Source organism: Streptomyces sp. NPDC034049, assembly GCF_055575575.1.
Genome location: NZ_JBVISJ010000010.1, coordinates 132,977 through 145,690, shown reverse-complemented (window position 1 = coordinate 145,690; position 12,714 = coordinate 132,977). Strand labels below are relative to the sequence as shown.

General features: G+C 70.4%; 10 protein-coding genes. 5 read left to right on the top strand and 5 right to left on the bottom strand.

Annotated features, from left to right (window positions below; genetic code table 11):
- Positions 1–25: 25 nt before the first annotated feature.
- From ACZ52C_RS27385 to ACZ52C_RS27375, 3 genes are all read right to left on the bottom strand, one after another.
- Positions 26–400: a DUF779 domain-containing protein gene (locus ACZ52C_RS27385; RefSeq protein WP_086800222.1), complete on the bottom strand. Its 375-nt coding sequence runs from the start codon at positions 398–400 to the stop codon at positions 26–28.
- Positions 401–472: 72 nt separating this feature from the next.
- A complete protein-coding gene (locus ACZ52C_RS27380) occupies positions 473–1,999 on the bottom strand; it encodes an alginate lyase family protein (RefSeq protein WP_469077255.1) in 1,527 nt (508 codons plus the stop codon).
- Positions 2,000–2,139: 140 nt separating this feature from the next.
- Complete coding sequence (locus ACZ52C_RS27375; RefSeq protein WP_469077254.1) at positions 2,140–4,197, bottom strand: pectinesterase family protein; 2,058 nt, start codon at positions 4,195–4,197, stop codon at positions 2,140–2,142.
- Between the two features lie 395 nt (positions 4,198–4,592).
- Between ACZ52C_RS27375 and ACZ52C_RS27370 the strand changes: the two genes are divergently transcribed.
- The 5 genes from ACZ52C_RS27370 to ACZ52C_RS27350 all read left to right on the top strand — a co-directional run bounded on the left by ACZ52C_RS27370 (position 4,593) and on the right by ACZ52C_RS27350 (position 9,730).
- Positions 4,593–5,600, top strand: a complete 1,008-nt coding sequence (locus tag ACZ52C_RS27370) for a substrate-binding domain-containing protein (protein ID WP_469077253.1) — start codon at positions 4,593–4,595, stop codon at positions 5,598–5,600.
- A 242-nt stretch (positions 5,601–5,842) separates the two neighbouring features.
- Positions 5,843–8,326 carry a nitrate- and nitrite sensing domain-containing protein gene (locus ACZ52C_RS27365; RefSeq protein ID WP_469077252.1) on the top strand — a complete coding sequence of 828 codons (2,484 nt, stop codon included), beginning with the start codon at positions 5,843–5,845 and terminating at the stop codon, positions 8,324–8,326.
- A 49-nt stretch (positions 8,327–8,375) separates the two neighbouring features.
- Positions 8,376–8,804, top strand: coding sequence for a roadblock/LC7 domain-containing protein (locus ACZ52C_RS27360; protein ID WP_020114533.1), 429 nt, complete (start codon positions 8,376–8,378; stop codon positions 8,802–8,804).
- A gap of 1 nt (position 8,805) precedes the next feature.
- Positions 8,806–9,162 (top strand): DUF742 domain-containing protein, encoded by a 357-nt coding sequence (locus tag ACZ52C_RS27355; RefSeq protein WP_045562949.1) that lies wholly within the window; start codon positions 8,806–8,808, stop codon positions 9,160–9,162.
- A complete protein-coding gene (locus tag ACZ52C_RS27350; protein ID WP_469077251.1) occupies positions 9,149–9,730 on the top strand; it encodes a GTP-binding protein in 582 nt (193 codons plus the stop codon). The genes ACZ52C_RS27355 and ACZ52C_RS27350 overlap by 14 nt, the downstream gene beginning before the upstream one ends.
- Before the next feature lie 3 nt (positions 9,731–9,733).
- Here the strand turns inward: ACZ52C_RS27350 and ACZ52C_RS27345 are convergent, their stop codons facing one another.
- Together ACZ52C_RS27345 and ACZ52C_RS27340 are read right to left on the bottom strand one after the other, a co-directional pair.
- Entirely contained in the window at positions 9,734–10,339 is a 606-nt protein-coding gene (locus tag ACZ52C_RS27345; protein WP_469077250.1) for a TetR/AcrR family transcriptional regulator, read from the bottom strand.
- Between the two features lie 30 nt (positions 10,340–10,369).
- Complete coding sequence (locus tag ACZ52C_RS27340; protein WP_469077249.1) at positions 10,370–12,430, bottom strand: galactose-binding domain-containing protein; 2,061 nt, start codon at positions 12,428–12,430, stop codon at positions 10,370–10,372.
- Positions 12,431–12,714: the final 284 nt, after the last annotated feature.

Genomic DNA, 12,714 nt, shown 5'->3' with positions numbered 1-12,714 from the left:
GACTCAGGGGAAGTGCACCAGACGACTACCGGCCGGGCGGTGGCTCCGCCTCGACGACGCGGGAACGGATCAGAAAACGCACCCCTTCGGGTGCCTCCAGGGAGAACCCGCTGCCCCGGCCCGGTACGACGTCCACGATGAGCCGGGTGTGGCTCCACGCCTCGTACTGACCGCGGGACATCCAGAACCCCACCGTCTCGTCGACCCCGTCGACGGTCAGCTCGGCGAGGAGGACGTCCGAGTTCCCCGTGCGGAACTCGCCGTCGGGATAGCACATGGGGGCGCTGCCGTCGCAGCAGCCGCCCGACTGGTGGAACATCAACGGGCCGTGGGCCGCTCGCAGCCGCCGGACGAGATCGGCGGCCGCGGGGGTGAGCTCTACGCGGGGAACGACATCCATGGGCGCAGTGAACGTCCTCTCAGGTTGCGAGGACGTTGCGCGGGCCCGTTCGCCGCGGTCGCGGGTGAGGGGTCAGCCCTGCGGGGCGTCGCCGCCGCCCGGGCGGTTGCGGCGGCGCAGCAGGAGCAGGCCGCCCGCGAGGGCCGCGATGCCGCCGGCGGCGGTCCAGGCCGGGACGTCGGAGGTGCCGGTCGCGGCCAGGTCCTCGGCCCGGCCGCCCTGGGCGCGTGCGGAGGAGGACCGCGAGTCGCCGGTGGCGCCCTTCTTCGCGCCCGCGCCCGCGCCCGTCTCCGTGCCCGTCCCGGAGCCCGCGGCGGAGCCGGTGTCCGAGCCCGGCGCGGACGGTGCCGCGTCCGCCTCGGCCGCGCTCGCCCGGTCGCGGGTGAACGCCAGTGTCCCGAAGCCGAGTTGGTCGTAGCCGCCGCTGTTGGGGCCGTAGTCGCCGCCGCCGCCCTCGGGGGCCGCCTTGGCCGCCATGCGGGTGAGGTAGGAGGCGTCGAGGCCCCGGCGCCGGGTGTAGTGGTTGGCGATCATGGCCCAGATGGGGCGCGTCATGTTCGGGTCGACGCCGGCCGCGTCGGAGGCCGTCTCCCTGCCGGACCAGCCGTCGACCGCGCCCTTCGCGCGGGTGTTGGCCGTGTAGGCGACCTCCCCGCCCATGGCCCACTTGGCCACGTACTGGGCGCCCTTGAGGAAGCGGTTGTCGTCGTAGCCGTACAGGTCGATGCCCTGGTTCCAGGCCATCTCGCAGAAGGTGCCCATCAGGCCGACGCCCAGCAGCGCGTGGCCCTGGTCGCGGCCCGCCTCCAGCCACTCGCCGAGGCCGTCGTCGTGCACGACCGGGATGGCCTTGCGGACCGCGCCGAGGCCCTCGCCGTTCTTGAAGTAGTCGACGGCGCGCGCCACTTGGGCCTTGTCGTCGCAGAAGATGCCGGTGGCGAGGACGCAGGCCATGTTGGCGAGGTCCCAGTTGGGCCAGTAGTTGGTGATCACGGCGCCGTTGTGGCGGACCAGGAAGTCGTCGCTCAGCGGGGCGAAGACCTCGCTCAGCATGGTCCTGAAGCGGTCCAGCTCGAAGTCGTCGTGGTCGCGGACGAGTTCGGCGGCGTTGGCGAACTGGTAGCCGTACAGGCCCGCCGCGAGGAAGCGGTCGGCGCTGCCCCGCACCCCGGTCAGTGTCCCCGACCAGGCGTTGAGGATCCGCACGGCGGTGTCGGCGTGCGCGCTCTCGCCGGTGACGTGGTGGCGCAGGGCGTTCTGGTAGGCGGCGTGGATGTCCTTGTAGAGCTGGGCGTAGTTCTGCGGGGAGCCGCCGCCCCGGAAGACCGTGGCTACGGGGCGGGGGGTCCACGACGTCTGGGAGTGCGGGTTGGCGGTCAGCTTCGCGAGGCCCGCGGTGTGCGGCCGGGAGCCCGCCTTCACCTTCGCCGCCATCCGTGCGAGGTCGGCCGTGGTGTGGAGCAGACCGGGGTGTGCGAAGGCGGCGCCCGCCGCGGAGGCGGGCGCCGCCGCCAGGCCCGTGCCGACGCCCAGGCCGGCCGTGCCCGCGGCGATACCGGCGATCTTCAGCGTGCTCCGGCGGCTGATCTGTGCAGTCACGTGGGGGTCCTCGGTTCTCGGGTACGGGTCGCGGCTCGGGCCCGCGTCGGCCCGCGCGGGCGGCCACGCGCAGGAGACGCACCGGCCCCGGCGCGGATAACAGAAACCGGGGCGGTGCGTCGTCCTGCGTACCCGTCGGGTCAGGCGCCCGGGGTCCACCCGCCCAGCCAGTCCGCGATCTCCTGGTCGGCGGCCTGGGCGTCCGTCAGCTGGGGGCGGTCGCCGCTCGCGCTGCCCGAGCCGGCGCCGGTGTTCTTGTACTCGGCGAAGCGGTCGTCCTTCCAGGAGAAGCCGCCCATGTCGGACCACGGCGTGGACTTGATCGCGGCGCTGAGGGTGGAGTTGCGGACCGTGGTCTGCGGGTCGACGGTCGTGTCGCCGCCGGGGTGCCAGTTGCGGCCGAGGAAGAAGCTCGCGGCGGACACGTCACCGTTGACGGTCGAGCGGTTGATCAGGATGCCCTTGCGGTTCGCGGGCGTGCTCGGCGCGGTGATGTACCCGGCGGAGGTGCCGTTCCAGCGCTTCTTCAGGGTGATGACCGACTTGTCGACGACCACGGTGGCCCGGCCGAAGACGAAGTCGACATTGCCCGTGACGTAGGAGTTGGTGACGTAGACCCGGCCGAGCTTGTCCTTGGCGGCGGTCTCCATCTCCAGGGTGTCCTGGTCGCCGTTGACGATGACGCCGTCGAGGACGATCCGGTCGGCCTGGGTGAGGAGCGCGACGGCCTGGTGCCCGTTCAGGGACTGGTTCGCGGCCTCGTCGAAGTCGTTGGTGACGGTCAGGTTGCGGACCTGGGAGTCGTCGGACTGGATGGACACGGTGGCGCTGCCGGGGGTGCCGTAGGTGCCCGAGCCGTCCGGCTTCTGCATGCCCGCGGCGTTGCCGTACACGATCGTGGTGTCCTTGCGGCTGGCGCCCGAGCCCTGGATGGTGACGTGCGGCTTGTCGGACGGGACCTTGACGACCTCGCGGTACGTGCCCGGCGCGACCGAGATGACCACCCGCGCGGTGTTGCCCGCGGGCACCGCGTCGACGGCCTTCTGCACGGTGGTGAACTGGCCGCTGCCGTCCTTGGCGACGGTCAGCGTGGTGGCCGCGGCGGCCTTGGTCGTCGCCGTCGTCCCGATGGAACTCCGGGGGCCCGCACCGGACTTCAGCAGGGCGGGCACGTCGGCGGCCTTGTCGAGGGAGTAGGAGTAGTACGTCTTCGGGTCGAACGCGGTCCCGCCGCTCTCGTTGCGGCCCGAGGTGCCGGAGAAGACGTTGCCGCGCTGGACCAGGGCGGCCGTGGCGTCCTTGGTGACGGGGTTCTTCAGACCCTGGAAGTAGCTGTTCTCCAGCACCATCTTCGTGTTGCCGCGCGCGTAGTTGCCGTACGAGGAGGAGATCTCCGTACCGGAGACGTCCTCCAGGAAGTTGTTGTACAGGTGCGCGTGCGCCACGTTGTCGGTGGACGGGTTGCGCTGCTCGGTCTCGCGGAACCAGTTGTGGTGGATCGTCAGGTCGGCGGTGGTGTTGGTGGTCCAGCCGATGCCGAAGGTCTTGTTGTTCTGGCTCAGCTTGTTCCAGGACACCGTGACGTAGGTGGTGTCCTTGCGGCTGTCGATGAGGCCGTCCGCCATGTGCCGCAGGTCGTTGTGGTCGATCCAGACGTGGTGGGCGCCGTCCATCTGGATCGCGTCGAAGTCGTGGTCCTTGTCGTTCCAGATGCCCTGGTAGGAGTCCCGGATCGTCAGGTTGCGGATGATGACGTTGTGGACGCCGGAGCCGAGGAAGAAGCCGCCGCCCACGATGTGGCCCGAGGTGCCGGAGCCGACGATCGTCTTGTCGGAGGCGACCTTGATCTCCTTGCCCACCGGGTTCATGTCGATCGTCGCCGCCACGACGATGACGTAGGGCTCGGCGGCGGTCGCGTACTTCTCCAGGTCGGCCAGGGTCCGCACGGTGACCGTCTTTCCGCCCCGGCCGCCGTAGGTCCCGTTCTGGCCCAGCGCGTTCACCGAGGCGAAGCCGTCGGCGCTCTCGTCGACCCAGGCGGCGGTGGCCGCCGCCGCGCGGGGCTGCGCCGCCTCGCCGAAGACACCGAAGACCGTGCCGTAGGCCAGGGTCCCGGCGGCGGCCAGGGTCAGGGGGACACCGGCCACGAGCGCCGTCTTCCTTCTGCGGTGGCGGGCCTTGCCGTGGTTGTCGCTCACGCGTCGCTTCCGTTCCGTGCGGGGGGATGGTCGTCAGTCGAGCAGTCGCCGCCGGACGGGGAGAGGTTGCCGTCCTCCGGTGCGAATTTCGGTCAGGTGAACGGAACTTCGGAGGAGAGAGCGCCATGGCCGAGAATCGCCCCTCGCACCGGGGGTGGAACGGTCCAGGTCGCTCGGGGCGGGCCCAAGGCGGTCGTTGACACGTGTGCGCAGGTCAGCCGGGGGCTGTCACAGCAGCACATCGATTTCGATGTTCACTTGACTACCGGGCGTCACACGCGATTGGCTCCGCCCAGCGAAAGTCGGCCAGTCACCGCACGTCATCGCGGTGATGGCGGCGATCCCGCTCTCCCCACACGTCCCACCCCGGTCGCACAGCGAGGTGCCGCGCTCCCATGAACCCACCCCCCGCGTCCCACAGGATCTTCACGACGTTCCGTGCCGGGGTGCTCGCCGCGGCACTCTGTCTGACCGTCGCCGGCTGCTCGGTGTTCGGCGGATCGGACGCCGATTCGGACACGGGTGCGCCGGGAGCACCGGGCGGGATGAAGATCGCGCTGATCACCCACAGCGCCGAGGGGGACGCCTTCTGGGACCTGGTCCGCAAGGGCGCGGAGGTCGCGGCCGCCAAGGACGGTGTCGAGCTGACCTTCGTCAGCGACCCCGACCCCGCGGGGCAGGCGAAGCTGGTGCGGGACGCGATCGCCGACAAGGTCGACGGCATCGCGGTGACCCTCGCCAAGCCGCAGGCGATGCGCGGCGCGGTGGCCGAGGCCCGCGCCGCCGGGATACCCGTGGTGGGCCTCAACTCCGGTATCGACGCCTGGCAGGCGCAGGGCCTGCTGGCCTTCTACGGCCAGGACGAGAGCGTCGCCGGCCGCGCCCTCGGCGACGAACTCGACGCCCGCGCCGCCAAGCACGCCCTGTGCGTCATCCACGAGCGCGGCAACGTCGCCATGGAGGCCCGCTGCGCCGGAGTGCGCAAGACGTTCGCCGGGCAGGCGCAGAACCTCTACGTCGACGGCACCGACGTCGACTCGGTGACCGAAGCCATCGCCGCGAGGCTCCGTCAGGACCCCACCATCGACGAGGTCGTCACCCTCGGTGCCCAGTTCGCGCTCGCCGCCGTGGACTCGGTGGACGACGTCGGCAGCAAGGCCCAGGTCGCCACCTTCGACCTCAACAAGGACCTGGTCGAGGCCGTGCGCGACGGCGACGTCCAGTTCGCCGTGGACCAACAGCCCTACCTCCAGGGCTATCTCGCCGTCGACGGGCTCTGGCTCCACCGGACCAACGGCAACATCAGCGGCGGCGGTGTCGAGCCGGTCCTCACCGGCCCGGCGTTCGTCACCAAGAAGAACATCGCCGGAATAGCCGAGTTCGCCGCGAACGGGACCCGTTGACACCGGCAAACGGAACCTTCCGTTCGGACATGACCGCGGCCCGGACACCAAGCATCCGGAACGGTCGTGTAACGGCGACACCAAACTTCCGGCCACCCCTGCGACGTGCGTTCACTTGTGCGGATAACATCCTGCGCATCCCCTGTGCGCCGTACTGACAGGTGTCCACCCACCATCCCCGGACCCCTGCCGCCCCCGCCTCCGATCCCCTTCCGCTCCCCGCCAACCGCCCAAGGACGACGATGCCCTCACGGACCGGCGCCCGGCGCCGTCTCGGCTCCATACGTCTCTCGCTGATCCTCCTGGCTCTGATCCCCAGCGTCACGCTGGCCGTGAGCTGGGGTGTGACGACGACCCAGATGTTCTCGGAGGGCCTGCGGCTGCGGACGCAGACCGGACTGAGCAAGTCCACCGGTGCCATGGGAACCGAGGCGACCCTCGCCCTGCAACGCGAGCGCGCCCTGTCCGCGGCCTACATGGCGGCCCCCGGCAGCTCCATGGACGCCCTCGACCAGCAGCGCCGGGTGACCGACCGGGCGGTCGCGAAGCTCGCCTCGCGCGCCGGCGCCATCGAGGACGCCCCCGACCGCATCAGCCAGCGCCTGTACTCGGTGATGGCAGGCTCCGGCAGCCTGGAGTACTACCGGGACCAGGTGGACAACCCCACCGACATCACGCCCGAGCAGATCCTCGACCAGTACACCGACATCATCGACGGCCAGATCCACGCCTTCCAGGCGCTCTCCCAGGTCGACGACGGCGACCTCACCTCACAGGCCGGACCGCTCGTCACCCTCGAACAGGCCGCGGAACTGGTCTCCCAGGGCGACGCGATCCTCACCCTCAACTGGCCCTCGGGCGAACTGGACGAGGCCAGTCGCCAGCACTTCGCCCGCGTGGTCAGCGCCCGCCGCTGGCTCGTCGACGACCAGCTCGTCCACACGGTGGAGGGCCAGGTCAAGACCGAGATCGAGAAGGTCATCCAGGGCAAGGACTGGCAGACGCTGCAGAAGGTGGAGGACGAGGTCCTCTCGGCCCACACCACGGGCACCGGGGACGCCCGCAGGACCAGGCTGCCGCGGGCCCAGGCCGAGTGGGACGGCGCGATGGCGCGGCTGTCCGTCCAGTACGAGAAGCTGATCCGCGAACAGACCGGGACGCTGCTGGACCGCAGCGGCGAGGAGGCCCGCGGGCTGCTCATCACGGCCGCCTCGCTGAGCGCCGGCGGTCTCGCCGCGCTGCTGGTGTGCGTCGTGATGTCCTGGCGCATCACGCGCTCCCTGTCCCGGCGGCTCACCGGCCTGCGCACCGCCACCCTCGGCCTCGCCGAGCACCGGCTGCCCGACGTCGTCGCCCGCCTCGACCGGGGCGAGAAGGTCGACGTGGACGAGGCCGCGGCACCCCTCGACTACGGCACCGACGAACTCGGCCAGGTAGCCAAGGCGTTCAACGCCGCCCAACGCACCGCCGTGCACACCGCCGTGGAACTCGCCGACACCCGGCGCGGCTTCCAGCGCGTCATCCTCGGCATCGCCCGGCAGAGCCAGAACCTGGTCAACCTCCAGCTCACCAAGCTCGACAAGCTGGAGCGCCAGCACCAGGACCCGGAGATCCTCAAGGGCCTGTACGAACTGGACTCCACCGCCAGCCAGTTGCGCCGCTACGAGGAGAACCTGGTCATCATCAGCGGCGAGCGGCCCGGCCGCAGCTGGACCGAACCGGTCGCCCTGATCGACATCCTGCGCAGCGCCGTCGGCGAGGTCGCCCAGTACCAGCGGGTGGAGGTGCACACCGACGACGAGGTGTGGATCGCCCCGCCCGCCGTGGCCGACGTCATCCACCTCCTCGCCGAGCTCATCGACAACGCCACCGCCTACTCACCCGCGCCCAGCCCGGTGAGCGTCCGCGCCGCGATCGTCGCCAAGGGCCTCGCCCTGGAGGTGGAGGACCGGGGACTCGGCATGTCCGAGGAGGACTACGCCGCGTTCAACGCCCAGCTGGCGGTGCCCCCGCAGTTCGACGTGGTCGCGCTCGCCGACGACCTCCGGCTCGGCATGTTCGTCATCGCCCGGCTCGCCACCCGGCACGGCATCACCGTCACCCTGCGCGCCTCGCCGTACGGCGGCACCACCGCGATCGTGCTGATCCCGGAGGAGATCGTGGTGCGCGAGGCGCCCGTCCCGGACGAGGACGGCACCGAGCCGGTCCAACCGCCGTCCCGCACCTCGCCGGTGGCCGCCCGGGTCGCCGCCGCGGCGGAGCCGCGGTCCGCGGCCGCAGGGCAGGACGCGGACCGCGCGACGCCGGACGACGGGCCGGAGGAGGGGGCGCCGGAGGAACGGCCCGCCGCGCACGCACGGCCCGCCGACACCTTCGAGGACGTGAACGGGACACGGCCGGCCCCCGCCGGGCAGCCGCGAGCCGGGGCGCCCCGAGCGGGGGAGCCCCGAGGCGAGAAGTCCCGGGCCGGGAAGAAGGGCGGCCTCATGCCGTTGCCCCGCCGGATCCCGCAGACCAGTCTGGCGGCGGAGCTGAAGGAGGAGGCCGGGCCCTGCCCGGACGGCGACGCCGACGACTTCACCGCCGAGCGGGCCGCCTCCTCGCTCGCCGGGTTCCAGCGCGGCACGCTCCAGGCACGCGACGACGACACGGAATCCGATCACGCGACCGGGGAGGAAACCGCATCCGAAGACCCAGGAGACCGAGTCCCCGCCTCCGGCACCTGACGTCCCCACGACTTGCTCCCTCGCAGACCGCTCATTGAAGGACACACAGATGACACGCCCCATCCCCGCCACCCACAGCCAGCTCGACCAGCTGCTCACCGGACTGGTGGACCGGGTCGCCGAGGTCGACCACGCCGTCGTGCTCTCCGAGGACGGACTGGTCGTCAGCAAGTCCACCGCGTTCCTGCGCGACGACGCCGAGCGGCTGGCGGCGACCGCGTCCGGCCTGATGAGCCTCAGCAAGGGCGTCAGCATGGACTTCCGCGGCGGGCCCGTCCGTCAGCTGCTCATCGAGATGGGCAACGCCTTCCTGATCCTCACCAACGCCGGACCCGGCGCCAACCTCGCCGTGCTGACCCGGCAGGGCGCCGACGTCGGCGTGGTCGCGTACCAGATGAACATGCTGGTGAAGAAGATCGGCGAGCACCTCAGCGCGGCCCCACGCGCCGGTGTCGTCGCGGCCGACAGCGGCGAGTGAGGTGAACGGAGGCGACGCTGCGGGCCGGCTGGTTCGCCCGTTCACCCTGACGGGCGGCCGCACCCGGCCCGCCCGTGGCGACTTCACCCTCATCACCATGGTGACGGCCGTGGACCCGCAGCCGGCCGGGGGCACCCGGCCGCAGCCGGAGCACACCCGGATCGTCAGGCTGTGCGCGAAGCCGATCGTGGTGGCGGAGCTGGCCAGCAAGCTCGACCTCCCGGTGAGCGTGGTCGCGATCATGCTCTGCGACCTGCTGGAGGCGGGCCGGATCAGCGTCCGTCAGCCACGTCTGATCGCCCGCGCCCCCGACCTGGACCTGCTGAAGAAAGTGAGGGACGGCCTTGGCCGGCTCTGACCACACCGCACAGGGCATCTCGGCACCCGACACGGTGAAGATCCTCATCGCCGGCGGATTCGGCGTCGGGAAGACCACCATGGTCGGGTCGGTCAGCGAGATCGTCCCGCTGCGCACGGAGGAACCCCTCACCACCGCCGGGCTCGGGGTCGACGACCTCGACGGCATCCCCGAGAAGAACGCCACCACGGTGGCCCTGGACTTCGGCCGGATCAGCATCGGCCAGGACCTCGTGCTCTATCTGTTCGGTACGCCCGGACAGCAGCGGTTCTGGTTCATGTGGAACGACCTCGCGATCGGCGCCCTCGGCGCCGTCGTCCTGGTCGACGTGCGCCGCCCCGAGTCCAGCTTCGCCGCCATCGACTTCTTCGAACGCCGCAAGATCCCGTTCGTCATCGGCGTCAACGGCTTCCACGGCGAGCACCCCTACGAGCCCGAGGTCATCCGGGAGTCCCTGGCCCTTCCCGAGACCACCCCGGTCCTCCTCTTCGACGCCCGCGAACGCACCTCGTGCCGAGACGTCCTGATCGCCCTCCTGGACCAGTTGATCGCGGCGTCGGCCCGCTGACGGCTACGGACGGACCTCCTCGCGCACCATGCCGGCCACATGGTCGGTGATGGTGTCGAGGATGTTCGTCCAGGCCGCGTCGTCGCCCAGGACCAGGAAGTTCAGGGTGAGGCCGTCGGTCATGGCGGCGAGGTAGCGGGCCAGGACCGGTATGGGGACCGTCAGTTCGAAGCGCATGGACAGCCGCAGCTGTTCGATGAGGTCGGCGTAGGTGGCCTGGTACATCTCGTACTGCCGCCGGGCCAGGTGCTCGAAGCCCGGCTCGCGCAGGGCGTACTGGGTCAGCTCGTAGGTCAGCATGTGTTCGCCCGGGTGGGTGGAGACATGGTCCCAGTAGGCCTGGAAACCGGCCCGGACGGTCTCCCTGAGGGTGCCGCGGGGCCGGATCGCCTCCCTCACCAGCGTGACGTAGTGCCCGGTGATCGTGGTGATGACGGACTCGATCAGTTCCTGCTTCGACTCGAAGCAGTAGTGGAAGACGCTCAGTGACACGCCCGCCTCGGCCGCGATGGACCGGGTCGTCGTCCTGGGGACGCCGTCCCGGGTCATCGCGCGGATCGCGGCCTCGGTGAGCTGTCTGCGCCGCTCGGCCGACGGCAGGCGTGCCATATGAGCCCCTCTTTCCCCCGTGAAGTGCGGTCAGCCGCTGTAGACGCCGACCTCGTAGAGGGAGTAACCCCAGTCCGTGCCGCGGTCGGTCCCCAGCATGCGAACATAGCGGGCCGACACCGCCGAGAACGAGGCCGTGTCCAGGCCGCCGTCACCGGAGGTCGTGGACCACACGGTCCTCCAGGTCGAGCCGTCCGTGGAGACGTCGATCCGGTACGCCTTGCCGTAGGCGCGTTCCCAGTCGAGCGTGACCTTCTTGATCACCCGCGACGAACCGAGGTCCAGCTGCAGCCACTGGCTGTCGCTCCAGTCGCTCGCCCAGCGGGTGCCGCCGTCGCCGTCCACCGCCCGCCCGGGCTGGTAGCTGGTGACCGGGTTCGACTCGGACGAACTGGCCGTCGCCGACACGCCCTTGGCGAGGTTCACGCCCGCCTGGTGGGCCTCGGAGGCGCCCCAGGTGCCGAGGTAGGACTCGGCGCCCTTGAAGAGGTCGTCCACCACACCCTGGCCGCCGACGAGCCTGATGTCCTCGATCCAGTCCGGGATCATGCCGACATGCGCGGCGCCGTCGGTGTTGTAGTTCCAGGTGCGCTGGCCCGTGGTCTGCTTGTCGATCGTCGAGCCGCCGTCGACGCTCTTGAAGGGGTACGTCACCGGGTTGGAGGTGTTCGCGCCGCGCGGGGCGGGGTGGTCACCGATGCCGTTGAAGTCGGTGCCGTAGCCGTAGCCCACGTCGTACTTCGTCCGCAGCGCGTCCGTGCGCTTCGCCTCCGCGCTGAACTCCTCGGACCCGTGCATGTACTGGGCGACGAAACCGCCGAGCGAGTAGACCCGCTCCGTCCAGTTGAGATCCATCCAGCTGTGCGAGGACAGCACGCCCGGGTAGGACGCGGCCTCGAACATGTCCAGCGCCTGGCCGGTCGCCTTGACGCTCATGTGGTCGATCTCGAGCATCATCTTGCGCTTCATCATGCCCTGCACGGCGTACTCACCGAGATCGGTCAGCCCCCGCACGTTGCACTGCGCGCTGTCGTCGTACTCCGGCACCTCGGTGCCCTCCGGCAGGTCCGCCTCGGCCTCCGTCGCCGCCCCACCGATCGGGTTGTCCTTCTGCGGGCCCTTGCACTTCTCCGTCTGCCAGAAGGTGCCCGTCGACAGGAACTGCCCGACGTTGATCGCCGTACCGAGACCGTGCTCGTCGAAGCGGACGCCGCACAGCGCGTTGTCGAACTTGTGGCACAGGAACATGCTGCGCACACCCAGGCCGTAGAGCTCGTCGAGCCCCTTGTCGATGTCCGCCTTGCTGCACTGCGGGACGTCGAGGATCTGCTTGCAGCCGAACGGCTCGGAGGTCTCCACCCCCAGGACGACGGCGAGCTTGCCCTGCTTGACGACCTCACGGGCCTGCGCGCTGTCGGTGACGATCCGGAACCAGCCCTTGCCGGTGCCGCCGTACTGCGCGTCGATGTACGCCTGGAGGTCGTAGGTCAGCTTCGCCTGGAGCCGGATCGAGGTCATCTCGTCGCAGCTGCGGTCCTTGAACGGGTAGATCGAGCAGATCATCCCGTTGGTGACCAGGTCGTTGACGAGCACCCGCTGACCACCGCGCCAGGCGCGCTCGATCCAGGCGTAGTAGTTCGCCTGGTGGGTCATCGAGTCGTACGCCGGCCAGTCCTTGAACGTCGGGTAGCCGACCGGGTCGTGCTTGCCGTCGCCGCCGTGGGTGATGTAGTCGAAGATCGCGAGGGAACCGTCCGGGTAGTGCTCGGGACAGTCCTTCAGCGCGTCCGCGATGCCCGCGGTCGAGAACACCTTGCCGCAGATGAGCCGGCCGCCGAACGCCTCGTTGGAGAACAGGTGGTTGTGCGCGTCGACGAACCCGCGCACGTCACCCGCCGAGTCGGTCCCCTTGAACGGCTCGCCCGTCACGTTGATCTGGGAATCCGGCGACGGCCGTGAGGTGGGCAGCCACCAGTCGCCGGTGGCCGCCGAACTCGGCGACGGGCTGAGCAGCATGCCCATCGCGGTCAGCAACAGCGCCAGCACCATGAGGGGTCTGCGGCTGCGGTGGGCGCGTGGAGTCCCGGTCATACTCACGTCCTCGGTCGGGGGATGCGCGGTCGATCGGCCAGACCGTTCCGGGACGCGTTGAACACCCACGACGCCATAGCCCGATTGTCATGGCTGGCACAAGCGATGTGACGAGAATCGCTACTGTGGTGATCCGAGTCAATAGTCCGGGACGGTTGACCTGATGGCGCCTGCGACTTCACGACGAGGTGACGCTTCGCCAAACTCTCGCGCGCAGGGGCGGGTTGTCCCGGGTTGTCGCGGCGTCCGCCTCCAGCGCCGCCCCCGCAGTCACCGGCCGGTGC

Excerpts from the sequence above, each read along its gene's own strand:
- ACZ52C_RS27385 (WP_086800222.1), bottom strand. The coding sequence starts at position 400 with ATGGATGTCGTTCCCCGCGTAGAGCTCACCCCCGCGGCCGCCGATCTC.
- ACZ52C_RS27370 (WP_469077253.1), top strand. The coding sequence starts at position 4,593 with ATGAACCCACCCCCCGCGTCCCACAGGATCTTCACGACGTTCCGTGCC.
- ACZ52C_RS27365 (WP_469077252.1), top strand. The coding sequence starts at position 5,843 with ATGCCCTCACGGACCGGCGCCCGGCGCCGTCTCGGCTCCATACGTCTC.
- ACZ52C_RS27360 (WP_020114533.1), top strand. The coding sequence starts at position 8,376 with ATGACACGCCCCATCCCCGCCACCCACAGCCAGCTCGACCAGCTGCTC.
- ACZ52C_RS27345 (WP_469077250.1), bottom strand. The coding sequence starts at position 10,339 with ATGGCACGCCTGCCGTCGGCCGAGCGGCGCAGACAGCTCACCGAGGCC.
- ACZ52C_RS27340 (WP_469077249.1), bottom strand. The coding sequence starts at position 12,430 with ATGACCGGGACTCCACGCGCCCACCGCAGCCGCAGACCCCTCATGGTG.